The sequence below is a fragment of the Falsiroseomonas sp. E2-1-a20 genome (assembly GCF_051433195.1).
Classification (GTDB): Bacteria; Pseudomonadota; Alphaproteobacteria; order Acetobacterales; family Acetobacteraceae; genus Falsiroseomonas.
This window is the reverse complement of sequence record NZ_JBHMFT010000046.1, coordinates 1-24,024: the sequence shown is the minus strand read 5'-3', so window position 1 is coordinate 24,024 and position 24,024 is coordinate 1. Positions and strand designations below refer to the sequence as shown.

Sequence of the window (24,024 nt, the reverse complement as noted above, 5' to 3'; positions counted from 1 at the left end):
TTATAGGCCACATTGTAGGGCGGATCGACGAAGCCCATGCTGGCCAGGTGGCCAGCGCCGAGGGCGCGCTGCACGTCCGACAGCTTCGTCGCGTCGCCACAGAGCAGCCGGTGCTCGCCGCACCGCCAGAGGTCGCCAGCTCGGGTGAATGGCACCACGGGCGGCGGCGGTGCGTCATCGGCATCGTCACCGAGCCCCGCATCTGCGGCCGCCAGCAGCCGGTCCAACTCCATCCCGGAGAAACCGAGCACGTCCAAGTCGACCACCGCCTCGTCTCGGATGCGGGCGATCTCGGCGGCCAGCAGCGCTTCGTCCCAGCCCGAGTTCAGCGCGATCTGGTTGTCGGCCAGCCGCAGAGCGCGTGCCTGCGCCGGGGATAGATGGCCGAGCCGCAGCACCGGCACGGCGGCGAGCGCGAGCTGCTTCGCCGCCATGACGCGGCCGTGGCCGGCGATCAGCACGCCCTCGGCATCGACCAGCACCGGATTCACGAAGCCGAACTCGGCGATGGGGGCAGCGATTTGCGCGACCTGCGCCGGGGAATGCGTGCGCGCATTTCGGCATACAGGACCCGCGCCGCCACGGGCAGCGTGGATACGATGAGGTCAGGCTGCATTTGCGGTGACCTCCTGCCTCGCTGTGGCAACGGCGTCGTAATCGCGCCCGTCATCGGCCAGCGTCACCGGCATATCCGGATGCAGCATCCGCCACCGCGCCACGGCCAGGTCGACATAGGCCGGCGCGAGCTCGATCGCGCGCACGCGGCGTCCGGTGCGCTGGCCGGCGAGAGTGGTAGTGCCCGAGCCGCCGAAGGGCTCGAACACCCGCGGACAGAGCCTCGGGTGCGTCGCCGTCGGACACGGCAATTCCCGCCGCCGCGAGGATGTCCGCGAGCTCATCCGCCGAGAAGCCGGGCGCGTCGAGGTCGATTTCCGGCACCGCCTGCACCGCGGCCAGCGCATCACGCAGCAGCGCCTGGTCCCAGGTCGCGTTCTCCGCGATGCGATTGTCTGCGAGGCGCAGCGCCTCCTTCTGCGCGGCGGACAGGTGGCGCAGCACGATCACCGGCACCTTGGCGATGCCGAGCGCCGTTGCGGCCTCGAGCCGACCATGGTCAGCGATCAGCACGCCGTCCTCATCCACCAGCAGCGGGTTGGTGAATCCGAAGGCCAGCACGCTGGCCTTGATCTGCTCCAGCTGCGCGGCGCTGTGCACGCGGGCGTTGCCTGCATGCGGGCGCAGCTCCGCCACCGGACGCAGCAGGATCTTCGCCGCCATCCAGGGGAGCGTCATCAATACCATCCGAGATTCTGGGTGGGGACGCAGTACGCGGCACGTCGCCGCGGCGCGGGGATTAGATGATCATGCAATCTAGTACACTGACGCAGTCGGATCGAGCACAGGTCATCGAAGTCCTCTGACGGCCTAACAGCCCCTCGTCGGAAGCGCCTGCCTGCGCCGCTACATCAGCCTTCGTGGTCCGGCGTGTCGCTCGACTAGTTCACATGTGTGTAAGCAGAACTTGAACGGCGTCGGCGCGAGGCCGGACCGTGCCATCATCGGTACGCGAGGTGTTTGAGACGGGGAGGAATAGCCATGCCCGCTCGATCGGTGGTTTCCCTGGCAGTCGTCGCGGTCATGGCTGCTCTGATGTTGCCACGACAGACGGCAGCGCAGCCCCGTCCACACGTGCCGGGCGCAGAGGCCTATCGCCTGGCCTGCGCGCAGTGCCACGGTGCGGATGGACGCGGTGATGGACCCTTGCGTGAGCTTCTCAGCATCAAGGCGCCAGACCTGACCACACTGCGGCAGCGCAATAACGGCGAATTCCCCTTCGAACGAATCTTGAAGATGGTTGATGGGCGAGAGCGAATCGCTGCGCATGGCACACCGGAAATGCCAGCCTGGGGTGCAGTCTTCTCCCTGGAGGCGTCGGACCGCCTCGATGCTGTCCGGAGAGAAACTTACGTCCGTGGCCGCATCGTCGAACTGGTGGGCTTTGTCGCGGAGCTTCAACGCTAGTGCGCTGACACAGTCGGATAGTGCAGGCGCCATCAAAGGCACCTGACGGTCCAACATCCCATCGCCTGAACCACCTGTCTGCTCCTTTACACCTGGAGTTAGGTGACGCTGAGGGTAACCATGGCGAGTGTCGTCACAAGACGCGCGAGATCAGCCCAGTGACGCGGGCCGGAAAATCGCCCGGCAGAACGCCAGACGCCGACTGCGGCGACGATATTGTAGGGCACGGACAATGCGTAGCCGACGAAGACCGCCGCAAGCGGCTGGCTTTGCATTATCAGGACGAGGAACAGCACGCTTGTTGTGATGTTGACGGCCAAGCCGCCGATTACCGCCCATTTCCAGAAGGCGACCTCAAGCGGAAGATTCCCAAGCCACAGGGCGTGGAGGCGTCTCATGATGGGAGCAGAACCAACGGGAGAGACATCTCGCGCTTTCGGTTTGAAGTGCCGCGACCCATGTCAGGTTGTGGATAACCAACTGAGAAGACGAGGAAACGCTGCAAATCGCAACCCAGATTTTCCGCCTGGCGCTAGCGATGTTGCGCGCTTCCGCCCCCCGCATACACCCTGCGGCTCGAGAGCCACAGTGGCTGATCAGCGGGCGAGTGGCTCGGGAGCCGCGGCGCTCGACGCACCTTCTCGACGGGTCCCCACTATACCCAGCTCGAATTGCGCGCCGCCATGGGGGGAATTGTAACAGCGCAGCAGGGTGGTTCAGAGCGATGCCGATGCCCGCTCGACCGCCTCGCGCGACGCCTTCAACGCAGCCAGGGTAAGGCTCGCCTGCTTCACCGCCGCGGCTTCGCCGGCATCAACGTCAGCGCATCTAAAGCCTTGGCCACGCGGCGGCGTGCATCGACTTGCCGGCCCGACATGGTGTCTGCCGTGACGCCGCTGAGACGCACGAACTGGGTGGTGGCGATGCTATCTGGGGCCGCAGAACGGAACAGCGTGCGGAATATGCAGCCCGCCTCGTGCATCTGCGGCGTGATGGTGCCGTTGAGGAGCATCTGCCCCAGTGTGTCCACGGCGCGGCGGTGCGCCACGGGCGTGCCGGTTTCAGGATCCGCCTCACGAACAGGCTCCGAGAAATCGCCATGCTGCAGCCGCCACTTCGAGGGCTTCGCCAGATCCTCGATCGCGCGCTTCGCCTTGCGCTTACCGGCCATGGTCGTTCACCCCGTTGCGACGCCCCCAGCGCCGATTGGCTTCGTTGGTGATGGCCTGGCGCAGCCAGTCGTCGGTGATGTCGGCGACCGGCAGGGCGGCGACGCCATGGCGGTGCCAGGCGGCAGCGCGCATGGCATTGACCTCGGTGTCGCTGGTCGGGCTGCGTGTGCCGCGGTCGAGGCAGGATCGGGGCGGCCGCGGCGCGCCGTGCATGCCCATGCGCGGCCTCCAGTGGGGTCGGTGGCCCAGAGCAGAAGGGCGATGGCATCGGCCTCATTGTCGTCGGCCGGCAGGAAGCCCCGAGCTCGGATGGCGGCGATCATCGCAGCCTTGTCGGCGTTGCCCTTGCCGGTGGCGCAGCGCTTGACTGTTCCGACGGGGACGCCCTCGTAGGCCGCCGTAAACGTGGCTCGCATTTGTGCCAGCGTGCCGACGCACCTCCTCGAACACCACGCGTCGTGGACCGTGCGGGTGCATGGCGATCTCCACGAGCCAGCCGGTGAAGCGCAGGAAACGCATTTCGCCGCCTTCGAAACGGCCGGGCTTGAAGGTCATGGTGCCGGAGGTCGTCCCGCCATCCCCGAAGCGTAGGGCCCAGCCGGTGTTTGTGCCGAGATCGAGGGCCAGGATGCCCGGCTTGCGCGGCCGGTAGAGAGTGGGATCGGGCAGGACGGTGCTTGCGTCAGGGGCAGGCGTGGTGAGAGTCGCGAGATCCATGGTGATCTCCGAGAGGGGGGGGGCGGCGACGGCGCGGTTCTTGGCGGAGCTCGCCGTCGCTGCCCGGCTTGGGGTGGGATGACCCTGGTGGGGGTGGTCCTCTGACCCAAACAACGGTCCCAGGGTGTGGTGTGCGCGCGTCTTTGGGACGCGCACGCACACCCCCCGTAGGGGGGTAGAAGAAACCGAAACTGCCAAATTGTTCCAACATACTGATTTCATCGACCGAAAAGCCGTTCCGGGAGCAGTCTGGGCAGATTCGTTACGCCAAACGCCTCTTGTCAGGAACTCCTTGCAATGATTGATGGAAAGCAGTTTGGCAGTTTCGGCAGGGGGGCAGTTTCGCTCCGAAACTGTGCAGTTTCGGGAGCAGTTTCGGTCACTGTGAAGGCGATATGAGCGGATCATTCGCCGCCCTCCTCGGGGTCGTGCAGCACCCACACTTCCGGGTTCTCGACCTCAGCAGGGCCTCGCTTCGCGGGCAGAGAAAATGGCTGGGCAGGACGGGAAGGGTCGCCTGTGTGACCTCGCCAGTCTCGGCATCGATCACCTCTTCATCGGTGGCGACCACCATGTCCTTCACGACGAGGTAGCCGTTCTTGGACCTGGTGTAGGGCTGGCCCAGATCGCGTGCGTCGCGGCGAAACTTGATGTAGCCCTTGGTCGACAGGACTGTGATGCGGTCGCGGATGGTGTCCTTGCCGCCAAGGCCGCGATTGTTTTCGAACTTCGAGGCGAAGGCATTGGTGGTGCAGAGCCTTCCTGCCTCGGCCTCCTCCGCGATCAGATGCAGGATGACGTCGTGGCGGCGCGTGCGCTTGGCATCGAGCTTGCGCCCGATGTCTTTCCTGACCAGGCGCTCGCCCTTGCGGGTCGAGCTCGATCCAGGCGCCACCACGTTTGTCCACCAGCATCGGCTCAAGGCCGGGCCCGTTGCGCAGCTCGATGTGCAACTCGCGTCCAGTTTGCTCCTCGTCCGGGCGGAACAGGATCATCCCGGAGGTGTAGAAGCTGCGCAGTGCGCTGGCGCCGGACTGCGCCAGGAAGGGAACATCCTTCACCTGCTGCTTGCTAAGCTTCTTCGTGTGGTGGGCGAGTTTGATGCCAGCCTCGGGGGCGACCATGTCGCGGAGCGCTTCAACCCGGTCCTGCAGGAAGAACATCATCGCGCTGTTGTCGTTCTCACCTTCGCCTGCGGGCCCGCCGTCGCAGAGGTTGCGGATCGGATCGATGCAGATGATGTCCGGCGGCGCATCCGGGAATGCGGTGCGGATGGCCGCGGTGACGAGGGGCACGCCCTGGTCATCGAGCAGCATGCGGAGCTTGGGGATCACGACAAGGGTATCGCGGGCGCGTGCCACGATGGCGCGATCGAGCCGGAGCTGCTGCAGGCGCTCGCGCAGGTAGTGGTACTGGATCTCCGCCTGGAGATAGAACACCCGCAGCGGGCGCGGTGCCGTGCAGCGCAGGAACGGGGCGCCGGCGGCGGCATGCACAAGCAGGCTGATCAGGAAGTCGGATTTGCCAACCTTCGGCGCGCCGCCGAGGACCAGCATCCCACCCGGGGTAAGCAGGCGCGGCCCGATCAGGTCTTGAGGCATCGGCGAGATGTCATCGAGCAGCGCGCCCAGGGTGTGCGTGGGAACAGCGGCTGGTGGCGCGTCACCTGCGCGGAGCAGCGGCGGCCCGTTGCGCTCGACATGCAGCGCCCAGAGGGCATCAGCCTCCGCCTTCAGGCGTTCCAGTGGCCAGGTGGGGCGCAGGCAGGCGGCGTTAAAGCCGCAGATCGCTGCCCAGCCCTGGTCGGGGCTTGAGGCGGCCCTCATGCACCTGGCGGATGAAGTGGCCGATGGCGACGCTGGCGCCCTGGAAGCGGGTCTGCCCGCAGGAGGGCAAGGGCGCGGCCCGGGTCCTGCCCTTCTGCAACACCGCCACAATGAACCTGCACCTGGCCGAGATCAGCGAATTGGTCAGCCCCGGCAAGCACGCCGTGCTGCTGCTCGATCAGGCCGGATGGCATCTTTCCGGTGACGTCACCGTGCCGGAGAACATCACTCTGCTGCCGCTGCCGCCGAAATGCCCCGAGCTCAATGTCATGGAGAACATTTGGCAGTTCATGCGCGAAAACTGGTTGTCGAACCGCGTCTTCCGCGACCACGACGACATCGTCGGGCTCTGCTGCCACGCCTGGAACCGCCTCGTCGACCAGCCCTGGCACATCATGTCCATCGGCATCCGCGATTGGGCGCATGAGTTCTGATCAGTGGGAGTTCGCATTATAGGTCCTGAGCCTGAAGCATTTTCAAGCCTTGCGGCTTCGCAGGGCGACTCGGAAAATGCATAAAGACAACGAACTTGAGCCGCTTCACCGTGCTCGCTCGCGGTGAAACGGCTCTGGGCGGCATGTCGTCGGCCGAGCAGCATCAAAGACCGCAAGAACGAGGCGGAAGCAGCAAAATCGGCCGCGCGACAAAATCCTCATCCTGCCAGAAGAAGAACCGCAACACTGCATCGGACCTCCGGCTTCTCCGGCCGCAGCCGATGCCAGACGCGATGGCGTTCGCACAGGAGAGGTCGCGATGCTCCGAGTGAACTCAGCCGGCGCCTCGCAGCCGGTCTCCCTGCCAATGTGGGCGGGGTCATGGCCAGCGACCAATCCGGCAAGCCGGCCTGGCCTGCGGGCCAGCCAGCGCCTCACCATAGCGATCTTTGCTGCCGTCACATTGCGGCCTCGCGTGGTGCTGGCCGAAACTTGCCGCGTGTCGCGCGGCACAATCGGCTTCATCCAGAGGGCCGAACATTCGCACGGACCGGCCCAGGACTTCATGGCGACCGCGACGCGGGGAGGTTTGCCGAAGACGCCGTCGCCTCCATCAGCGCCAACCCGGCTGTGATCGGTGGGCGCATCCTTCTCCCCAGGGGGGGCTCTTGCAGACCGCACCCCCGCGGCGTTGCCGCCGCTGCTCATTTTCGGCGCGCCCTGTGCCGTCCCGTCCCTTTCTGGAGCATGATGACATGAGGATTCCCATCCAACGCCGATTTGCCCTGGGCGCTCTCGCGGGGCTAGCGCTGCCCTCCGTCGCACGCGGAAATCCAGCGCCCGTGCGGATCGGGCGTATCGGCCTTTCATTCCATGCGGTGACGGCGGCGGTGACGGAGGCGGTGCTCGTCCGCCTCGGTCACTCCGTGACGCGACGAACCGGAGGGCATCCCGAGATCTTCCCCCTGCTCGGCGCGGGTGAGGTGGACCTGCTTGTCGCTGCGTGGCTGCCGCATGCGCATGGGCGGCTTTTCGCGCCGGTCGCGCCCGCCGTCGTCGAGGCGGCGACCCTCTACGAGGGCGCGCGGTTGTTCCTGGCCGTGCCCGGCTCGACAGACCCGACAATCCGATCCGTCGCCGATCTTTCGCGCCCTGAAGTGGCGGCGGCGGCCGAGCGTCGGATCGTGGGCGTTGCGCCGGGTTCTGGCAGCGCGCTCGGCGCGGAGGCGATGCTCGATGCCTATGGCCTGCGCGCTGCAGGATGGTCGCTCACCGTGGGCAATGCCGGGGCCTGGGTCGCCGCGATGGAGAGCGGGCTTGCCTCCGGCCGTCTCTTCGCCGCGCCGCTCTGGACGCCACTCTGGACGGACCGCGCCTTCGGCATGCGGCCGCTCGAGGATCCGCTCGGTGTCTATGGCGGGGCGGATCGTGCGGTCGTGCTCGTTCGCCGTGAGGCGTGGGAATCATGGCCCGCGCGCACGCGCGCGGTCGTCGGGCGGATCGCGCTGGGCATTGAGGCCGTGGCGGCGATGGATGAGGCCACCGCGCGCGGCGGCCTCACACCGGAGGACGCTGCGCGACGCTGGATGGATGCCTCCGCTCCCGTCGTCGAGCGGTGGTTTGCCGGCGCCTGATACCAGTTCTCGGTGATCATGATCGGCGGTCAGCGAAGCTGGCCGGGCGCCCGAAGGGGATCACCCGATGCCGCCTCCCTGCCTCGGCGCGGCCAGTGTCAGGCGTCATGGAAAACTGGACTGGTGGCGACATGAGGAACTGGACCTCCTTTTGACGGAAGGAGGTGCCTATGGATGAGCTGCTGGTGAGGCGTGCGGTGGCGGACATGGCTAAAGCGCCTCCTCCAGGCGGATGGTGACGGCGGCGAAGGGCCCCGGCCGCGTCGGGTTCGCCGCCTCGTCGTCCGATACCAAGCGCATCGGCACGCTCGGCAGGGAGAGGATCAGCGGCTCGCCCACCAACACCCCGGCGCGCAGCGGCGGCGCGACGGCGATGGTGGCGGTGCCGGCGCCGGAGGCGGCGACCGCGGCGGTGGCGATGTAGAGCCGGCCGCTGAGGCCGATGTAGTCACCGGCGCCGACCGCCACGGTGCTCGGCCACCAACCCTGCGTGACGATGGACAGCGCGCCGCGGGGCGTGCCGGCCGCCAGCGAGGGATTGCCGGTGCCCACCTCCAGCCCGGTCCCGTCGGGGAAGATGGTCGTGTCCGAGAGGCTGTACGGCCCGGTCGGCACATTGCCCTGGCTGCGCGGATCGCCGGTGCGGTACTCGCGCCGCCAGTCCCGGATGCGGACCGTGTTGGCGGAGCCGGCGAGTGCCGCCAGCAGCCCGTCCATCACGCCGGCCTGCACGCGGCCCAGCGGCTCGAAGCTGGCCTCCGCCACCCAGCGCGCACCCTCGCGCCGCAACACCTGCGTGGCGCGGGTGACGGGGGAGACGAAACGCAGCGTGTTGTGCTGCAGGTAGAAGCTCAGCCGCGACGGCCGCAGCACGGCAGGCCAAGCGTATTCCGCCATGCGGGCCTCCATCGGCTGCGGGATAGTTTGCAAAAGGCCCGCGAAATGGATCTGACGGAGTTCTGGACAGAAAGAACAGAATAGGAATAGAAACGTGTGTCTCCGGCGGAGCCATGTCTCTTGAAGGTGCAGAAGCGATTGCTGATTGGCCTCTGCGTCGCCGGAATCCTCGCCATGGCCGCGCGCCCTGCCTGGGACATCCTGGTTTCCATTTTCGAGGATTCCCTATCGGACCATGGGGCTGCGGTTTTCTCCTTTTTTGGAGAGCGGCCAGATGAGGTCCGGATCGTCGCTTTTCGTCTCGGTGAGAACGTCCGCCTGAGCGAGGAAGCCTCCGGTAGGAGCTACACGATACCCAGCGCATCGGACCGCGGGACAATGTCCGGGGCGACGATGTCGGCACGTGAAGGCCGTCAGCAGGCCGAAATCCGCTACCGCGTCGGTCAAAGTGCCGAGGCGAAGGTTTTCCAGTTCGACGTCGAGTTCATCGCGCAAAGTCAGTGCGATGTGGCGGCCCGGTTTGGTGAGGAAGGGCCGCGCGCCAGTGCCTGCACCAATCATCGACCTGCCTCCTATGGCGGTACCTGGCGACACTGAGGCCGAGATCGGCTGACGCCGGCGATCAGAACCTACCCCCTGAAAGGATGACGCTATGGATGATGCCAGCCCGGGCTTGGGCAGGATTGCGCGGCTGCGCGCGATCGCTGCGCAGGTGCGCGACTTCGCCAACGACGAAGCCGCGGCATCGCGGCTGCCCGGGCAGGACCAGGGACCGGCGGATGCCTACCGCCATCTCGTTGGAGTCTCGGAACTGTCGCGCTGCGCGGGGCCACTACTTGCCGCAGCCATGACTGAGCGGAATGAGTGGGCCAGCACCGAAGCGATGCTCCGCTCCATTCTCGGCGGCAGACCTATTGCGCCAAGCAACATGCCTGCGGCGCACAGGATGGATCGCCACAATAACCTTCTCGCGGTGGGAATAGGGGCTCGGGCGCGTTCCACCGACGATGTTGTCATGCGAGTCCCCTCAATGATGGAGCGTGCCATCGAGACCACAGGCGGGTCCGGACGTGGGAACAGTCCGTACTGGCTTGAGGCGAGATACTGGTCGGAGGGCTCGACGTGGCCGACTGGTCGCCGAACAACTGGCCAAAGATCGAGGAGGCAGAGCATTTCAGCACGTATCGTCTTCGGATCGATGGCGGCTGTCGACCGGAGCGCGAGAGCACCGCAACAGGTGGCGCCGTGCAGGTCCGCCCTCATACTCGGGATGGTCATCCGGTATCCGGGCACACGCGTTCGAGCCCTGTGAACCAATTCAAGCGTCTCGCACGGTGATCTGGTTCTCTGCGGAGGCAGCTATCCCCGCACAATGGAGGTGGCGCTGCCGCCGCGGCGGATGGCGTCGAGCGTCGTCGCACTGGCCTGCCGCACGATCTGCGCCGAGAGCACGCGCAGCCGCGCCTCAACACCGGCATCGGCGCCGCGCGCATCGATGGTGATGCTCCGGTTGATCACCGGCCCGCCCCCCATCAGTCCGTTGGGGGCCATGCCGTTGGGCAGCACCGTGCCGCTGCGGTTCGGCACGAACCATTCGGGCCCGCGCTCACCCACGATGTAGGGCTGCCCACCCGCGACCGGCCCGCCCTCGGCGCGGAACAGCCCACCCAGCGCCGAGCCGATCCCCGAAAAGATCGAGCCGAAGTCAAAGCCACTGAGGCTGGAGGTCACCGCCGTGCCCAGCGGCTCGGTGATGGTGCGGCGGACGACGATGCGGGCGATGTCCTGCAGGATGCCCTGCAGCACCTTGGAAAAACTCTCGCCCTTGATGATCGCGTCCTCGAAGGCCGAGGAGAAGGTCAGGCCGAGCTCGCGTGCGGTGTTGCTGGTGCGCTCCGTCGCCTGCTGCACGCGCTGCTGGCTGCGCTCCAACTCCTCCAGCGCGGCATTGGCCTCGCGCGAGATGGTCTCGTCGGGGATGGGCTGGCCGATGCGCTCGGAGCGGTCGACCAGCCGGCCGAGGGTTTCCAGGCGCCGGGTGTAGCGCACCTGGGCATTCTCGTTGTTCTGGATCAGCCGCTCGCGCTCGCGGATGATGTCGTTGATCTCGCGCTCGGCCTCGCGGTCGAGGCGCGGAATGGCGGCGACACGCCGGGTGGTGCCCTCGATCCGGCGGAGGGCCTCGTCGCGTTCCCGCAGCGCGAGGGTTTCTAGGCGGGTGCGGTCGGCGGCGGTGATGCCGCCGGCGGCCTCGGCCTCGCGCAGGCGACGGACGCGGTCCTCGTATTCGCTGTTGATCCGAAAGCGGTCGTCCAGCGCCTTGCGCAGTTCCTCGGCATCCGCGGCGGTGCGACGGCGGCGGGCCTCGGCGGCCTGGCCAGCCGCGGCCTCCTGCTCGGTGCGCTGGCGCTCGCCGGCAGCCTGCTCGCCGCGCGTGATCTCCTCCTGGAGTTCCGAGTACTGCCGGCGCAGTTCCTCTAGCCGGGCGGCACGATCGACACCGGCCTGCTGCTGCGCGGTGCCGACCAAGCCGCCCTGGATCGATCCGCGACGGGGCTGGGAGCGCAGGCTGTCGCGGCCATCGCTCTCCGCCTCGAGCCGGGCGATCTGGGCGCGCAGGGCCTCGGCCTCGGCGCGGCGATCGGCCTCCTGCTCGGAGGGCAGCAGCAGGCCGGAGACGCGGCTGACGCCGTCGAGCACGCGGGCGGCACCGGACAACGCACGAGCCAGGGCGTTGGACAGGCCGATCGCCTGGTCGAGCCGGGCGAGGAATTGGTCGGCGGCGGCGGTGAGCTGGCCGAACGCGCGGCCGACAGAGAGCGGGGCGCGCTCGATCTCGCCATTCAGCCGCTCGACGGCGCGCAGCAGCGCCGGAAACACCGTGTCGGCAGTCAGCTTGCCCTCGGAGCCGGGTTTTCGGAGCTCGCCGATGGAGACGCCGAGCTTGCGGGCCAGCGCCTGGACCAGCTGCTGCGTGCTGAAGGCGATCTCCTGCTGGCTGGCGCCGGACGCGATGGCGATGCGCTGCAGGCCGCCGACTAGCGTGGCGACCTGGTCGGAGGTGGCGCCGATCTCGCGGGCGGCAATCGAGAAGCGCGCGAAGGCGTCGACGCTCTCGCGGACGGCGACGCCGGTCTGGAGGCTGTCGCGATAGAGCCGGTCGTAGATCTCGCCAGCGCGTTCCACCGAACCCAGCGCGGTGTTGAGCCGGCCCATGGATTGGGTGAGCGCGTCGCCCGCCACGACCACGGCACGCAGCCCTGCGGCGAGACCTGCGATCTGCACGCCGCGCACGGCGACGTCGAGCAAGTCGAGCGCGCGGGAGGCGCGATCGGCGCCGCCCTGGATGCGCTCCAGGCTGCACTGGCCGGTCTCGCCGACCTCGCGCAGTTCCTGCTTGACGCGGGCGGCATCGCCCAGCGACAGGCGGACCGAAACGCGGCGCGTGCTATCCGCCATGCGTCACGCCTCCTGCGTCGGTGCGGTGGTCAGGGTCCGGGGGGATCAGTGCGGCGCGCTGCACTGCCGGCGGCGAGGCCCATGCGCATGGCGAGCAGCAGTTCGGCGGCGGCCCAGCCCGTGGCGCCCATCTCGCGGGCGGTGGCTAGTGCGGCCGGCATGTCGAGATCGAGGCCAGCCATCGTCGCCGTGGCGCAGGTTGTGCCGGCGGCCCGCTTCCGACCCTGATCGGACATACGGACGAGGTCACGTAGTGCATCTGTTCCGCGGTAGCTTGATCAGCCAGCTACTACGCGGAAGTTCGTTCCCTCCCCGAAGACCGAGGCGCTGTACCGGCTCGTCAGTAGGGCATTCGGCAGAGCGAAATTACAATGTGGGAGGCTACACGACTGCGTTCACGAGCGAGGCACCACGCTCGAAAGCGTCCAGGTTGCGCAGGAGCAGCCGCACCACGTTGCGCTCATAGTGTTGCGTCTCGCCAGCGCTGTGCGGCGTGACGATCACATTGGGCATCGCCCAGAGCGGCGAGGCGGGGTCCAGCGGTTCCTCCACAAAACAGTCGAGGCCAGCGCACGTGATCCGGCCCGCACGGAGCGCTTCGACAAGCGCTGGCTCGTCCACGACGCGGCCGCGCGCGACGTTGATCAGGAAGGCGTCGGGACGCATCGCGGCGATCACCTCCGCACTGACCAGCCCCTCCGTCTCGGGTGTGAGCGGGCAGGTCAGGGCGAGCACGTCCGCCTCGGCGGCAACGCGCATGAGTTCCTCTGGTGCGCGGAGCTCGACGCCCGGTGGGCTCGCATCACCGCGGTTGCGCCGCACCCCCACGACGCGCATCCCAAAGGCCTGCGCCAGCGCCGAACCGCTGCGGGTGATGCTGCCCTGCGCCTTGTTGAAGTCCGTGTAGGCCGCACTGGTCGGCGTGCCGCCTGACGTGGCGCCGGTGCGCACCGAGCCGTGGCCCATCAGCCCGAAGGTGGCGGTCACCGCGCCAGTGGGAGTGAAGTCCTCTCCAGCGTGTCGGCGCGCACGCCGGTGCAGACGGCGAAGCTGGGCACGTCCGGATAACCGATCTCCATTGCGTTGCTGGGCAGCCAGGCCGCGCCCGAGCCGAAGGTGTGGATGTAGTTCGTCGTGCCGGTGGTGGTGGGCGCGCCGAGCAGCAGTCGCAGCCAGTGGCCGATGTTGATCAGGTCCACAGGCACCACGGCTTGGCCGGCGACCGTCACCGTGTCGAGGAAGGGCGCGGCGCCGCGACCAATAGTTCCCGTCCAGCGTGGCGAGCCATCCCGCCAGCCCCTGTCCGGCGAGCGCCGCGGCGGCGGCCTCGGCTTCTGCCTCGCTGGGCGGCGCGGCGCGGCCCATCGTCACGTGGCGGCCGTCCTGCGCGAGGATGATCCAGCGGCGTTCGGAGGGCATCAGCCCTCCTCCTTCTCGGTCTGCCAGGTGGCGTAGTCCACAGTGGCGAAGATCCCGCGCCCGTCGCTTGCGGTCCAGACCTGGATGGTCGCGCGGTCCACGCTGTCGGTGCTGCGTGGCGCGGTGGCGAGAAGCTGCCGCCAGGCAGCGCGACCCTGCGGGCCTTCGGCGGTCTCATGCGGGAGGATGGTGGTGCTCATCGTCGTCTCCGTCTCGGCGGGGCGGCGTGCCCTGCGCGCGACGGACGATTCGCGCTGTGTCGGAGCGCAGCCAACTCGATAAGGCGCCGGGGATCTGGATGATCCCCGGCGCTCCCGATGATGTTCGAACTCGTGGCTGAGATGCCTCACTCCGCCAGGGCGTAGATGGTGAAGGAGCCCTTCGCGCCCGTCTTGTTCGGGCCGACCTGGCGGATCCGCTCCAGCACCTCGACCGCGTGGCCCTTCTTCTTCAGCCCGGCGAAGAAGCCTCGGACCGTGTGCTGCGCCCAGCCCGTCGCCTCGGCGATCTGCGCCACCGTTGTCCCCTCGGGGCGGCGGAGCATCGCCAGCACCTGCTCCTGCTTCGTGCCCTCGCGCGGCTTGCGCGGCGCGCCGGCCTTGCGCGCGACGCGTGCGGGCTTGCCGGCGAGCAGGGTGCGCAGGGCCTCCATCGGCGCGTCGAGGGCGCCGATCATGTCGCCCTCGTGGTCGGCCTCGTCATCCCAGGCGGCGAGCACCGCCGCGGCAGCGTCGCGCAGGCTGGTGCGCGGCGTGGCGCTGCGGCTGACACGCGCCACCAAACCCAAAGCTGCCCCCCGCCGGCACCGACCACCCATGCAAGGGGGCGCCGCGGTCAGCAGTACCGCTACTATGTCAGCCAGTCGGTGCTGAAGGGCAGTGCGGCCGACGGCCCTGCCATCACGCGCATTTCCGCCGCGGAGATCCAGGGCGCCGTTATTGCGCAGGTTCGGGGGCTGCTGCGCCAGCCGGAGGTGGTGCTGGGCGCCCGGCGTGCGGCACGGGTGTCGGCGCCGGACATGACGAAAGACGAGGCCCGGCTGGCGCTGGAGCGGCTCGACCCGCTGTGGGATGAACGCTTCCCCGCGGAGCAGGCGCGCATCATCCGCCTGCTGGTCGATCGCGTGGACATCGGGGTGGGCGGCGCCGACGTGCGGCTGATGCTGGAGGGGCTGGCGAGCCTGGCCCGGGATCTGGCGGCGCCAGCCGAACAAGGCGAGGGCAGCAGCGTGACCGGCGCGGCGCAGATGCTGACCGTCCGGGTGCCGCTGTCGGTTCGGAAGCAGCGGGGCGGGCGGAAGCTGGTCCTGATGCCGGGCGGCATGGCGAGCCGCGGCGCCTCGGCTGCGGACACGACGCTGGTGAAGGCGCTGGCCTGGGCGTTCCGGTGGCGGCGTCAGGTGGAGACGGGCCGCTACGGCACGATCAATGAACTGGCGGCGGCCGAGAAGATCAACTCGTCCAACGTCTCCCGCCTTCTGCGGCTGACGCTGCTGGCGCCAGATATCGTGGACGCGATCCTGAATGGTCAGCAGCCGGAGCCAATGACCCTGCCGGCGCTCATGGAGCCGTTCCCCATCGAATGGGCTCGACAGCGAGACCGGCGTTGGTCGCCATCTCCTCTTCCACCCAATCCGCCAATCGCCGCACGCGGCGCCCGAGATGGACGCCCTGCATGACGAAGTGATCGCGGTCGTAGTCGGCCATGGCGTAGGCGATTGCCCATCGCAGCGTCGCCACGCCGAAAGCCTGGTCCTCGCGCTCGGTGAGAATGGCGCGGAGGAACAGCAGCCGCCGATCCGTGGTGATGGCACCATGGCAATGGATGCTCCGCCGCCGTCGTAGCGGCGGGGCGGCCGCCTTTATTGCCTCGAGCAGGGCGCGACGCCTCGCCGTGCGGTCACGGCTGTCCGGCCTCGCGAGATCACGCGCCTCCATCAAGAGACGGCAGACCGCCTCCGGGCAGTCCGGGTCCAGCGCCGCCTCAACCAAGGTCTCGATGATCAGCGACTGCATGAAGCGCCGCTTCGCGCGCATGCCCAGACCCGCGACATAGGCCGCGACCGGGACAAAGCGCTGCGGGGTCTCGTGCAACCCGGCCTCCAGCCTGATCGCCACCATCCGCAGGCGCTGCGGCAGCGGCATTCCGCGCCCCCGCCGCTTGGGTGACAGCGCATCGCCGATACCCTCGCGGGTGCGCGCAGGACGTCGCGGCTCGGGCACCTGGGTGCTGGCCGGGTCGTGGTCCGCCTCTGGTGCTGGCGTCGCCCAGGCGAGGATCTCCTCCGCCTGGGCGACCGTCAGCCGTCCCCCATTCCGGTGGGCGATCGGCGATGCGCGCTCCAGGAAGCGCCAGAGCAGACCGGGCGGCGACGTTCCGAACCGGCGCTCCACATCCCAGGCCTCCGGCACCACGCGGGCGAGGTGCAGCAGAAGCTCTGCCCTGTTCCGCGCGATATGCGGAGGGTCATCGCCGCGCAGGCAAATCTCGTAGGGCACGCTGACATGGCCTTCGGCCGTTGCCTGCGGGCCGGGGACGCGGGCGAAGATCGCGACCTCATAGCCTTCTCCGATCAGGCGGGAGATGATCTCACCCGCCTGCCGCGGCAGTGGTCCCACCGCACGGTCATGCCGGTCCAGGACCAGCACGGTGTTCGGGCCGCGCGGGTCGTCGCGCGCCTGGCGCAGCTTGAGGTACCGCAGCGCGTCCTTCGCCGCTTCGAGGCTGCGGCCAGGCGCCGGCAGCCAACCGCGTAACAGCGGCCTCGGCCGCTCCGCCGGCTTGGCCAGCGCAGCGGGGGTGGGGGACGATGTTGCGGGCTCCACCCCTGGCATGGCGATCCCGAGCCGCTTGGCCTCCGCCAGGGCGCGGGCTGTCTGGATGCGGGCCGCCTCGCCGCCGACCAGACAATAGTCCTGCGCGACGACCTGCCAGGAGGGCAACGGCAGGGCACCCGGCGGCACCCACTCGGCTTCCTTGGTCCGCTGCCAGCCGGCGCACGGACCGGTCAGCATCACGGCGCGCCCGCCCGTGTCGGGTCCGCCGAAGCGCTCCGCCATGAGCGGCTGTGCCTGGAGCAGATTCGCCACCTGGTCCAGCGCGTCGGCCGGGCTGGCTGCCACGGGCCCGGCATCCACCAGCGACAGGCGGGCGGCGATCCGCCAATTGCCGGGCGTGGCCTCGAACGGGTGGCCGTCCAGCATCTCCGCCTCGATCCGACCACCAGCGTCCAGGATCTCGGCGATGCGGCGGTTCTCGCCCCGGGGCAGGTAGCCAAGCCGGTCACCCTCCGGCGTGTGGATGGCGACGGCCCAGGGATCCCGCGTATTCGCCGGTTCGCGCCGCAGCAGCAGGGCCTGCCCGGCCTGCAACCGCGCGGCGACGCGAGCGGCGGCGTGGTACCGTGTACCGACGACCGAAGCCTCCCCGAGGGACAACGGTGCCCGCTTCGCGGTGGCGGCCAAAGGGGCTGCCACCATCGCCGGGGTCGGTGGCGCCGGCGCAACGGCCCCCACCCGCGCCGCCAGGGCCGAAACGGCGCTCAGAATGTCACGGCGGCGGGGCATGCTTGCGATGATGCAATGGGCGCGAATCAGCGGGAAGAGCCACGCCGACCAGGTCCTGAAGATGGGCGAGAAGAACTCCGATGGCGATCAGTTCTTCACCCTGCGGGAGGTGACCGGCCTTCGCGGCCGGATCGCGTGTGGAATCGCATCCCGGACCAGACACGCGACAAATCATCGACCTGGCGCTGGCCGAGCCGGAATTTTCATCACGCGAACTCGCCGTGCGCTTCACCGAGCAGCAGCGCTACTTCGTCTCCGAAGCCTCGGTCTATCGCCTGCGCAAGGAGCACGACCTGATCACCAACCCGGCTTTCGTCGTGGTCAAGGCGGCCGAGGAGTTCCACACCAAGACCACCGCGCCCAACCAGCTGTGGCAGACCGACTTCACCTACCTCGAGCTCATCGGCTGGGGCTGGTTCTACCTCTCCACCGTGCTCGACGACTTCTCGCGCTACGTCATCGCCTGGAAGCTCTGCACCGGCATGGCCGCCAGCGACGTCACCGCGACGCCGGCGATGGCGCTCACCGCCTCAGGCTGCACCCAGGCCCGCGTGCGGCACCGACCGCGCCTGCTGCCCGACAACGGGCCCTGCTACATCGCAGGTGATCTTGCCGAATGGCTCGCCAACAACGCCATGGGTCATATCCGCGGCGTGCCCTGCCATCCGCAAACCCAGGGCAAGATCGAGCGCTGGCACCAAACCCTGAAGAACCGCATTCTGCTGGAGGACTACTACCTGCCGGGCGCCCTCGAGACGCAGGTCGAGGCCTTCGTCAACCACTACAACCATCAGCGCTACCACGAGAGCCTGCGCAATCTCACCCCGGCCGATGTCTACTTCGGCCGCGGCCAGACCATCCTGCTCGACCGTGAGCGCATCAAGCGGCAAGCCATCCAACAACGCCGCTTGATCCACCAGCAACACGCCGCCTAACCTCGAATCACGATGCGCCAGAACCTCCGCTAGCCAGCCGCCTACGCTGTCTCAAAGCATCCGACGACGGACACGCAAACCCCAGGAAACCTGCCACTCAGCGCGGCGTCCGGTCAGCCGGAGGGCACGGCTCGTATGAGAGCTGGCGGAGGAGGTGCGACTCGGTACAAGCAGTCCCTGACCCCTTGGCGTTGCGGCTCGTCCCAGGGAAGGTCTAATCCGCAGTGATGCCCGCGCGCCGGATCACACCTACCCATTTCTCGATTTCGGCGCGCTGAAACGTCGCAAGCTCTGCCGGTCCCGCGATGAACGGCTCCACGCCGAGTTCGTTCAGCCGCGACCGGATCGCAGCGTCTCCGAGCACATTCTGCGTCGCTTCGTTGAGGCGCGCGACAATGTTCCCGGGTGTGCCGGCCGGGGCGAAAAACCCCACCCAGGTGCTGGCATCGAAACCGGAGACCGTTGCGGCGATGGGCAGAACGCCGGGCAGGTTCGGTATCGGTTGTGCCGCGCTGACGCCAAGGGCGCGCAGATTGCCTGCGCGGATATGCGGCAGGGCGGAGGGGACCGTGTCGAACATCACGTCGATCTGGCCGCCCAACAGCGCGGAAGCCGCGGGCGCCGGGCTCCGGAACGGCACATGCAGCATGTCCACTCGCGCCAGGGATTTGAACAACTCGCCGGAAAGGTGGCTGGTCGTGCCGTTGCCGCCAGATCCATAGGTCAGCCGGCCCGTCTGTGCGCGTGCCAGAGCAACGAGTTCCGCAACACTGTTCGCCCGGACCGAAGGATGCACGACCAGCACGAGATGACCGCTGGAGACGCCTGAGACTGCGGTGAAGCTGCGCAGTGGATCATAGGGCAAGGTGCGATACAGCCCGACATTGATGGCATGAGTGCTGATCGTCCCAAGCAGGATCGTATGGCCATCCGGTGCCGCCTGCGCCGCGGCCTCGGTGCCGATCAGCCCGGCCGCGCCGGCTCGGTTTTCCACCACCACCGTCTGCCCGAGCTCGGCTGACAGCGCCCGCGCGATGACCCGTCCGGAAATGTCTGTGAAGCCGCCGGGCGCGAAGGCAATGATCATCCTGATCGGCCGTGTTGGCCAGGGCCGGGTATCCCGCGCCTGCGCAGAAAATCCAGGAATGCTGGCCATGGCAGCCATGCCCCCAAGGATTTTGCGTCTGCTCATGGTCATGTTCGGGTTCCTTCCGACTGGTCCACGTGCGGCCTCAGCCGAGCCAGGCGATGCGCCGTGTCCGGGTTGATGGCGCCGTCGGGTATGCGGCCAGCACTGAGCGCAATGACTTGCCGCACCGCATCCATGGACTGATGCGCTCGAGCCTCTCTCGTGACGCCGCCGATATGCGGCGTCGCGACGACATCGGCACGACGGGCCAGGCGTGGAAGCGGCCTCTGATCCTCCGCGCTGCCAACATCGAGGCCGGCCCCGCGCAATTGCCCTTGATCGAGCGCAGCCTCGAGTGCCACCTCATCCACCAACTCGCCACGGGAGAGGTTGATGAAGATCGAGCCGAGCTTCATGGCGCGGAAGGCGTGCTGGTTGAAGAGGCCCTTGCTCTCCAGCGTCGATGCGGCGAGGCAGACGACGAAATCAGATGCCTCCAGCAGCGCCGAGAAGGGCACCGCCTCGACACCCGGATCGTTGATCACTGCATGCGGATCATGGGCCAGAACTGTCATGCCGATGCTGCGCGCGGTGGCGGCCAGGCGCCGGGCGATCCGCCCATAGCCGACAATGCCCAGCGTGCCTCCGTTCAACTGGAACCCGCTCTCCGGTGCCGGCATGCCGCCCGATTTGTAGGTCGAACTGGCCCGCGACACGCCCCGCGCCAGGTCGATCATCATGCCGAGGCCAAGCTCCGCCACTGCATCGTTGAATCCTGGCGAACCGCGAGTGACCAGGATGCCCTGCGCGGAAGCGCCATCGACGTCGACCGTGCTGACATCGACCGCGGCGCGGATGAAGGCGACGAGATCCTGCGCCGCAGCGAAGGTTTCTGCCCTGCCGGGCGTCGCGCGATGCGCAATGATCACCTCGCAGCCTGCCGCTGCCGCAGCCAGGTCGGCGCCGATGAGGATGCGGCCGGTCTTGTTGAGGACGGCCTCCGCACAGGATTGCAATGCAGCGAGTGACGCCGGCGGGAAGGCGTGTGACAGCTCCGCCGGCGTATGGGTCAGAAAGACGTTCAGCCGTATCGGTTGAACTGTCATGCCGCGAACCCATACAGCGTCGCAGGGTTGGCGACGAGGATAGCGTAGCGCAGCGCCTCGGTCGGCGCCCAATCGCCGAGCCTGTCGAACAGTTCGGCATCGTCGGGCAAAGGCTTTTCGCCGGACGTGGCCGACGGATGCGGCCAGTCAGTGCCCCAGACCATCCGCTCCGGTGCTGCGTCGATCCAGGCCCGCGCGATGCGGCCGCTATCCTCATATGTCGGGGCGCCGGTGCTCGTGTCGTGATAGGCGCCGGACAGCTTCACCCAGCAGCGTCGGCCATCGACCAGCCGGCGCAGCGCCGGCCAGGCCGGATGGTCCAGCCCCGCCGGCTGTGGAAGGCGGCCCATATGATCGATCACCACCGGCAAAGGCAGGCTTTGCAACACCTGCACCAGGTCGGGATAATGATCGCCCAGGGTATGGACCTGGACATGCCAGCCGAGCGGTGCGACGCGGCGGGCAAGAACCTCCATATCCGCAGGCGAGGTGCCACCCGTGCGGGCCAGATTGAAGCGGATGCCGCGGACGCCGAGGCGGTCCAGACTACGCAGCGATTCATCCGTGATATCCTGCGCAACCACTGCGATGCCACGCGCCGCCGGGCCCAGCTGTCGCAGCGCGTCGAGCAGGCAGCGATTATCAGTGCCATAGGTCGAGGGCTGCACGACAACACATCGCGTCGTTCCGATGCGGGCTTGAAGCCTGCGGTAATCAGCCACCGTTGCCTCTGCCGGTCGTAGCGCCGCCGTGGGATTGTACGGAAAGCGGCTGTCGTAAATATGGAAGTGGCAATCCGCCGCACCCGCCGGGGCCTGCAACAGTGCCGGCAGGCCACCCGCCGAGAAAGGCGTGGTGGCGCGCAGCTGCGCGCCTCCCGTCACAGCCGTAGGCCGGCAATTTCAGCCGCGCGCTTCGCCTTGGCCAACTCCTGCTCCAATACCAGGGTCAATCCTGCTGGCGTGGCCTCCTCGGCCGAGGCGACTTCAGTGCCCATCTCCTGAAGCCGCGCGATCACTCTGGGATTGGCGAGAGCCGCAGCCATCGCGTCACGCAGAATGGTGATGACGTCGTTTGGCGTTCCGGTAGGCACCAGCAGCGCCGTGTAGCTGCTTGCTGTGTAGTCTGGAACCCCAGCCTCAGTGAAGGTCGGCACACCGTTCGCAATCGGTAAGCGCCCCGACGAGCCCACCGCCAGGATGCGGATGCGTCCTTCCCGGTGCAGTGGCATCGCGGTGGAGATCTCGGTCATGGTGCTGGAGACGTTTCCTGCCACAAGATCCGGAATGAGTTCGCCGCCGCTGCGATATGGGACATGTGTCATGCCCGCACCGGACGCGGCGTTGAAAAGCTCCAAAGCCAGATGCGTGGAGCTGCCAATTCCCGCCGAGGCGATGGTCACCCGCCCGGGATTGGCCTTCGAGTAGGCGATCAACTCGGCCAGTGTTTGCGGCGGAAGCCCCGCGGTCACGGCGATCACCAGTGGCGTCCGCGCGAGCATCCCGATCGGCGCGAAGTCGCGCACCGCGTCATAGGGCAGGTTTGACTGGACGGCCGGGTTCACGGAAAGCGGTCCGCTAGAGCCAAACAGCACCGTGTAGCCATCGGCACGCGACCGGGCCGCCGCAGCTGCGCCGATGCTGCCGCCGGCGCCCCCGCGATTCTCGACCACCACCGGTTGGCCAAGCCGCTCGGTCATGACGGGCGCGATGAGCCGCGCGACGATGTCTGAGTTTCCGCCGGGGGCGAACGGCAGGATGATGCGTACAGCCTGGTCAGGGAAACCTGCCGCCCGCGCCTGACCAGGCTTGAGCAGCCAGCCACCGAGCCCAACCGATCCCATGGCGATAGCCGTCAGCGCGCGCCGATGCACTTTCATTTGCGTTTCCCCTACGACGGCCCTTCGACGTGGCCGTACCTTTGTTGATCTTCCTGCCCTGCCCGGACGTGGCAAGGCGGAGTGCCACTCTGGCCCTACAGCAAATTTTGTCGTTTGTCGACAATTGGTCTCGTGCCTGCTAAGTCCCTGCATCGTCGCATGGTCCCAAGATGGTAAGGGAAAGGTCCTTCACAGCCATGCGATTTGCGCACCAGGAAGGCGGTATGAACCAAGACCCACTTCCGAAGCCTCTTCCCTACCACCTGATGGAACAGATGCGGCGCGCCATTATAGCAGGGCGTCTCCCCGCCGGCGTGCCGCTGCGCGAACAGGCCCTCCAGATCGAGTATGGCTGTTCTCGCGCGCCGATCCGCGAGGCGCTGCGACTGCTGGAACGCCGCGGCCTCGTCACCCACGAACCGCGCCACGGCTTTCGCGTCCGGGAGGCGAGCGCGACGGAAATCCAGCAGATCTATCAGGTTCGCGCGTTGCTAGAAAAGCAGGTCGTCCTGGGCCTGCTCGGCCGCGTCACGCAAAATCTGATTGCTGAGTTGCGCGCGGCCAATGCTACCGTGAAGACGCATCGAGCGGCCGGTGACGTTGAGCGCTACATCGAAGCCAACACCGCCTTTCATGCCGTGCTGCGCAGCCACGCGCCGAACGAACCACTCGGCCGCGCCCTCGACGTAGTCTACGAAATGGCGGAGCCCATGAGGCAAGCTCTGCTGCGCCGATCGCTGCCGACGAGCCCGGCGGCAGAACAGCACGACGACATCATCAGGCTGCTCGAGGCAGACCGCGTCGTTGAAGCAGCGGAGGCGATGGATCGTCATGTCTTTACGGGTATGCCTGTCGCACTGCGAGGTATCGCGCTCGCGCGTGGGGCGAATGACCGGCGCGATTCGGCAGATTAACAGCGACTAATTGGGAGCACTCCCAGCCGGCGCTCCAAAGGGTGTGACACAACGGATGCAGAATTCTATCTGACCCCGATGGACAAATCGATTACTGTAAGTTTCTCGAGTAGAACACCGCCGTCGGTGTCCGCGTCCCCGCCGGCAGCGACAGACTGACCGTTTTCGCTGGCGCCAAGCCACCGGTGATGGTGCTATCGTAATGCAGATGCACTTGGGGACCCGGCCCCCAAAAGCGCGGGGACCGCCGGAGACGCTGCACGAGAGGCAGACCGATGGCGATGGTGGGGATGGCGGCGAACCGGTCGGAGCCCACCAGGCCGGCCGCCATAGGGCCGGCCCGATGTCGCCCAGTATGCCGTGAAAAGCGGCGGAGGGGGCGCGCTGTTGCGCGGCGCGCTCCCTCCCTGCCTGGGTGGATGTCCATCGGGAAGGACGTCACGGCACCCGCCGCTTTGCCACCCCCACCGACAGCGTCGCCGCCGCCTCCGGCAGCCCGTAGAGCCGCAGCGATTGCAGGTCGATCGGCCCGTCAAATCCGATCACGCCCACCTGGGCGTAGGCCACGGATGGGCCCACGCGGATCCTCTGCCGCCGATTGGTGTTGGCATCATCCATCGGCGCGCCAGCGTTCCAGCTCTTGGCCGGCCCGTTCCACTGCATGGTCGTGATTGAGGCCAGCACGTCGCCGGCGATGTTCTCGCGGACGTTGAGCACGTCGGTGAAGTAGCGCTGCGGATCGACGCTGTTGAGCTTACAGGTCTCGACCAGAGAGGCCACGGCCGCCCATCTTGCCCCGCCGACGTCGCCGGAGGCGAACAGCGCGTTCTTGCGGCGGAGGCAGATCGGCCGGATGGCGCGCTCGACGGTGTTGTTGTCGAGCTCGATCCGGCCGTCGTCCAGGAACCGCACCAG

At 67.7% G+C, this 24,024-nt stretch carries 24 protein-coding genes and 4 pseudogenes; 7 read left to right on the top strand and 21 right to left on the bottom strand.

Annotated elements, in window-relative coordinates; translation table 11 throughout:
- Together ACFHPP_RS27010 and ACFHPP_RS27005 are read right to left on the bottom strand one after the other, a co-directional pair.
- Positions 1-509 (bottom strand): ParB/Srx family N-terminal domain-containing protein (locus ACFHPP_RS27010; protein WP_437166342.1); only part of this gene is annotated, 509 nt, incomplete at its 3' end.
- Between the two features lie 157 nt (positions 510-666).
- Positions 667-1,293, bottom strand: coding sequence for a ParB/Srx family N-terminal domain-containing protein (locus ACFHPP_RS27005; RefSeq protein ID WP_437166341.1), 627 nt, complete (start codon positions 1,291-1,293; stop codon positions 667-669).
- Positions 1,294-1,596: 303 nt separating this feature from the next.
- Here ACFHPP_RS27005 and ACFHPP_RS27000 point away from each other — a divergent pair, with 303 nt between their 5' ends.
- Positions 1,597-2,022 (top strand): c-type cytochrome, encoded by a 426-nt coding sequence (locus ACFHPP_RS27000; protein WP_437166340.1) that lies wholly within the window; start codon positions 1,597-1,599, stop codon positions 2,020-2,022.
- Positions 2,023-2,120: 98 nt separating this feature from the next.
- Here the strand turns inward: ACFHPP_RS27000 and ACFHPP_RS26995 are convergent, their stop codons facing one another.
- From ACFHPP_RS26995 to ACFHPP_RS26970, 6 genes and pseudogenes are all read right to left on the bottom strand, one after another.
- Positions 2,121-2,420 carry a hypothetical protein gene (locus tag ACFHPP_RS26995; RefSeq protein WP_437166339.1) on the bottom strand — a complete coding sequence of 100 codons (300 nt, stop codon included), beginning with the start codon at positions 2,418-2,420 and terminating at the stop codon, positions 2,121-2,123.
- Between the two features lie 392 nt (positions 2,421-2,812).
- Entirely contained in the window at positions 2,813-3,193 is a 381-nt protein-coding gene (locus ACFHPP_RS26990) for a hypothetical protein (RefSeq protein ID WP_437166338.1), read from the bottom strand.
- The gene (locus tag ACFHPP_RS26985; RefSeq protein ID WP_437166337.1) at positions 3,183-3,413 is read right to left on the bottom strand and encodes a hypothetical protein; all 231 of its coding nucleotides are present in this window, start codon (positions 3,411-3,413) and stop codon (positions 3,183-3,185) included. The genes ACFHPP_RS26990 and ACFHPP_RS26985 overlap by 11 nt, the downstream gene beginning before the upstream one ends.
- Before the next feature lie 54 nt (positions 3,414-3,467).
- Positions 3,468-3,911: a hypothetical protein gene (locus tag ACFHPP_RS26980; protein ID WP_437166336.1), complete on the bottom strand. Its 444-nt coding sequence runs from the start codon at positions 3,909-3,911 to the stop codon at positions 3,468-3,470.
- A gap of 379 nt (positions 3,912-4,290) precedes the next feature.
- Positions 4,291-4,806 (bottom strand): hypothetical protein, encoded by a 516-nt coding sequence (locus ACFHPP_RS26975; protein WP_437166343.1) that lies wholly within the window; start codon positions 4,804-4,806, stop codon positions 4,291-4,293.
- A gap of 238 nt (positions 4,807-5,044) precedes the next feature.
- Positions 5,045-5,512: pseudogene (locus tag ACFHPP_RS26970) on the bottom strand (AAA family ATPase); the annotation flags it as partial.
- A 275-nt stretch (positions 5,513-5,787) separates the two neighbouring features.
- Here ACFHPP_RS26970 and ACFHPP_RS26965 point away from each other — a divergent pair.
- Together ACFHPP_RS26965 and ACFHPP_RS26960 are read left to right on the top strand one after the other, a co-directional pair.
- Positions 5,788-6,171 (top strand): annotated as a pseudogene (locus tag ACFHPP_RS26965) (transposase); the annotation flags it as partial.
- Positions 6,172-7,013: 842 nt separating this feature from the next.
- Positions 7,014-7,805, top strand: coding sequence for a glycine betaine ABC transporter substrate-binding protein (locus ACFHPP_RS26960; protein ID WP_437166335.1), 792 nt, complete (start codon positions 7,014-7,016; stop codon positions 7,803-7,805).
- 210 nt (positions 7,806-8,015) lie between these two features.
- Here the strand turns inward: ACFHPP_RS26960 and ACFHPP_RS26955 are convergent, their stop codons facing one another.
- A complete protein-coding gene (locus ACFHPP_RS26955) occupies positions 8,016-8,702 on the bottom strand; it encodes a hypothetical protein (protein WP_437166334.1) in 687 nt (228 codons plus the stop codon).
- 120 nt (positions 8,703-8,822) lie between these two features.
- On the opposite strand from ACFHPP_RS26955, the gene ACFHPP_RS26950 reads away from it, so the two are divergent.
- The gene (locus tag ACFHPP_RS26950; RefSeq protein WP_437166333.1) at positions 8,823-9,299 is read left to right on the top strand and encodes a hypothetical protein; all 477 of its coding nucleotides are present in this window, start codon (positions 8,823-8,825) and stop codon (positions 9,297-9,299) included.
- 762 nt (positions 9,300-10,061) lie between these two features.
- Here ACFHPP_RS26950 and ACFHPP_RS26945 read toward each other — a convergent pair.
- From ACFHPP_RS26945 to ACFHPP_RS26920, 6 genes are all read right to left on the bottom strand, one after another.
- On the bottom strand, positions 10,062-12,161 hold the full coding sequence (locus tag ACFHPP_RS26945) for a tape measure protein (RefSeq protein ID WP_437166332.1): 2,100 nt from the start codon (positions 12,159-12,161) through the stop codon (positions 10,062-10,064).
- A gap of 29 nt (positions 12,162-12,190) precedes the next feature.
- Positions 12,191-12,343 carry a hypothetical protein gene (locus ACFHPP_RS26940; protein ID WP_437166331.1) on the bottom strand — a complete coding sequence of 51 codons (153 nt, stop codon included), beginning with the start codon at positions 12,341-12,343 and terminating at the stop codon, positions 12,191-12,193.
- A 199-nt stretch (positions 12,344-12,542) separates the two neighbouring features.
- Positions 12,543-13,148, bottom strand: a complete 606-nt coding sequence (locus ACFHPP_RS26935) for an NAD(P)-dependent oxidoreductase (RefSeq protein ID WP_437166330.1) — start codon at positions 13,146-13,148, stop codon at positions 12,543-12,545.
- On the bottom strand, positions 13,145-13,366 hold the full coding sequence (locus tag ACFHPP_RS26930) for a hypothetical protein (protein ID WP_437166329.1): 222 nt from the start codon (positions 13,364-13,366) through the stop codon (positions 13,145-13,147). Before ACFHPP_RS26930 ends, ACFHPP_RS26935 begins: the two co-directional genes overlap by 4 nt.
- Before the next feature lie 213 nt (positions 13,367-13,579).
- Positions 13,580-13,780: a hypothetical protein gene (locus ACFHPP_RS26925; protein ID WP_437166328.1), complete on the bottom strand. Its 201-nt coding sequence runs from the start codon at positions 13,778-13,780 to the stop codon at positions 13,580-13,582.
- A 146-nt stretch (positions 13,781-13,926) separates the two neighbouring features.
- Positions 13,927-14,358: a DUF3489 domain-containing protein gene (locus tag ACFHPP_RS26920; protein WP_437166327.1), complete on the bottom strand. Its 432-nt coding sequence runs from the start codon at positions 14,356-14,358 to the stop codon at positions 13,927-13,929.
- 87 nt (positions 14,359-14,445) lie between these two features.
- On the opposite strand from ACFHPP_RS26920, the gene ACFHPP_RS26915 reads away from it, so the two are divergent.
- Entirely contained in the window at positions 14,446-15,258 is an 813-nt protein-coding gene (locus tag ACFHPP_RS26915; protein ID WP_437166326.1) for a hypothetical protein, read from the top strand.
- On the opposite strand, the gene ACFHPP_RS26910 is transcribed toward ACFHPP_RS26915, so the two are convergent.
- Entirely contained in the window at positions 15,140-17,146 is a 2,007-nt protein-coding gene (locus tag ACFHPP_RS26910; RefSeq protein WP_437166325.1) for an HIRAN domain-containing protein, read from the bottom strand. The two genes, ACFHPP_RS26915 and ACFHPP_RS26910, sit on opposite strands and share 119 nt — an antisense overlap.
- A gap of 111 nt (positions 17,147-17,257) precedes the next feature.
- Between ACFHPP_RS26910 and ACFHPP_RS26905 the strand changes: the two are divergent.
- Positions 17,258-18,081 (top strand): annotated as a pseudogene (locus ACFHPP_RS26905) (transposase); the annotation flags it as partial.
- Between the two features lie 214 nt (positions 18,082-18,295).
- Here the strand turns inward: ACFHPP_RS26905 and ACFHPP_RS26900 are convergent.
- From ACFHPP_RS26900 to ACFHPP_RS26885, 4 genes are read right to left on the bottom strand one after another with little or no spacing between them, the layout of a single operon-like run.
- Positions 18,296-19,279: a Bug family tripartite tricarboxylate transporter substrate binding protein gene (locus tag ACFHPP_RS26900; protein ID WP_437166324.1), complete on the bottom strand. Its 984-nt coding sequence runs from the start codon at positions 19,277-19,279 to the stop codon at positions 18,296-18,298.
- Positions 19,276-20,388: an NAD(P)-dependent oxidoreductase gene (locus ACFHPP_RS26895; RefSeq protein WP_437166323.1), complete on the bottom strand. Its 1,113-nt coding sequence runs from the start codon at positions 20,386-20,388 to the stop codon at positions 19,276-19,278. Before ACFHPP_RS26895 ends, ACFHPP_RS26900 begins: the two co-directional genes overlap by 4 nt.
- Positions 20,313-21,200: an amidohydrolase family protein gene (locus ACFHPP_RS26890; protein ID WP_437166322.1), complete on the bottom strand. Its 888-nt coding sequence runs from the start codon at positions 21,198-21,200 to the stop codon at positions 20,313-20,315. The genes ACFHPP_RS26895 and ACFHPP_RS26890 overlap by 76 nt, the downstream gene beginning before the upstream one ends.
- Positions 21,197-22,195, bottom strand: a complete 999-nt coding sequence (locus tag ACFHPP_RS26885; RefSeq protein WP_437166321.1) for a Bug family tripartite tricarboxylate transporter substrate binding protein — start codon at positions 22,193-22,195, stop codon at positions 21,197-21,199. The genes ACFHPP_RS26890 and ACFHPP_RS26885 overlap by 4 nt, the downstream gene beginning before the upstream one ends.
- 224 nt (positions 22,196-22,419) lie before the next feature.
- On the opposite strand from ACFHPP_RS26885, the gene ACFHPP_RS26880 reads away from it, so the two are divergent.
- Positions 22,420-23,109 (top strand): GntR family transcriptional regulator, encoded by a 690-nt coding sequence (locus tag ACFHPP_RS26880; RefSeq protein WP_437166320.1) that lies wholly within the window; start codon positions 22,420-22,422, stop codon positions 23,107-23,109.
- Between the two features lie 486 nt (positions 23,110-23,595).
- On the opposite strand, the pseudogene ACFHPP_RS26875 reads toward ACFHPP_RS26880, so the two are convergent.
- Positions 23,596-24,024 (bottom strand): annotated as a pseudogene (locus ACFHPP_RS26875) (IS66 family transposase); the annotation flags it as partial.

Bases quoted from the DNA above. Each gene is read 5' to 3' on its own strand.
- ACFHPP_RS27005 (WP_437166341.1), bottom strand. From the start codon at position 1,293: ATGACGCTCCCCTGGATGGCGGCGAAGATCCTGCTGCGTCCGGTGGCG.
- ACFHPP_RS27000 (WP_437166340.1), top strand. From the start codon at position 1,597: ATGCCCGCTCGATCGGTGGTTTCCCTGGCAGTCGTCGCGGTCATGGCT.
- ACFHPP_RS26995 (WP_437166339.1), bottom strand. From the start codon at position 2,420: ATGAGACGCCTCCACGCCCTGTGGCTTGGGAATCTTCCGCTTGAGGTC.
- ACFHPP_RS26990 (WP_437166338.1), bottom strand. From the start codon at position 3,193: ATGGCCGGTAAGCGCAAGGCGAAGCGCGCGATCGAGGATCTGGCGAAG.
- ACFHPP_RS26985 (WP_437166337.1), bottom strand. From the start codon at position 3,413: ATGGGCATGCACGGCGCGCCGCGGCCGCCCCGATCCTGCCTCGACCGC.
- ACFHPP_RS26980 (WP_437166336.1), bottom strand. From the start codon at position 3,911: ATGGATCTCGCGACTCTCACCACGCCTGCCCCTGACGCAAGCACCGTC.
- ACFHPP_RS26955 (WP_437166334.1), bottom strand. From the start codon at position 8,702: ATGGCGGAATACGCTTGGCCTGCCGTGCTGCGGCCGTCGCGGCTGAGC.
- ACFHPP_RS26945 (WP_437166332.1), bottom strand. From the start codon at position 12,161: ATGGCGGATAGCACGCGCCGCGTTTCGGTCCGCCTGTCGCTGGGCGAT.
- ACFHPP_RS26940 (WP_437166331.1), bottom strand. From the start codon at position 12,343: ATGGCTGGCCTCGATCTCGACATGCCGGCCGCACTAGCCACCGCCCGC.
- ACFHPP_RS26925 (WP_437166328.1), bottom strand. From the start codon at position 13,780: ATGAGCACCACCATCCTCCCGCATGAGACCGCCGAAGGCCCGCAGGGT.
- ACFHPP_RS26910 (WP_437166325.1), bottom strand. From the start codon at position 17,146: ATGCCCCGCCGCCGTGACATTCTGAGCGCCGTTTCGGCCCTGGCGGCG.
- ACFHPP_RS26900 (WP_437166324.1), bottom strand. From the start codon at position 19,279: ATGACCATGAGCAGACGCAAAATCCTTGGGGGCATGGCTGCCATGGCC.
- ACFHPP_RS26885 (WP_437166321.1), bottom strand. From the start codon at position 22,195: ATGAAAGTGCATCGGCGCGCGCTGACGGCTATCGCCATGGGATCGGTT.
- ACFHPP_RS26880 (WP_437166320.1), top strand. From the start codon at position 22,420: ATGAACCAAGACCCACTTCCGAAGCCTCTTCCCTACCACCTGATGGAA.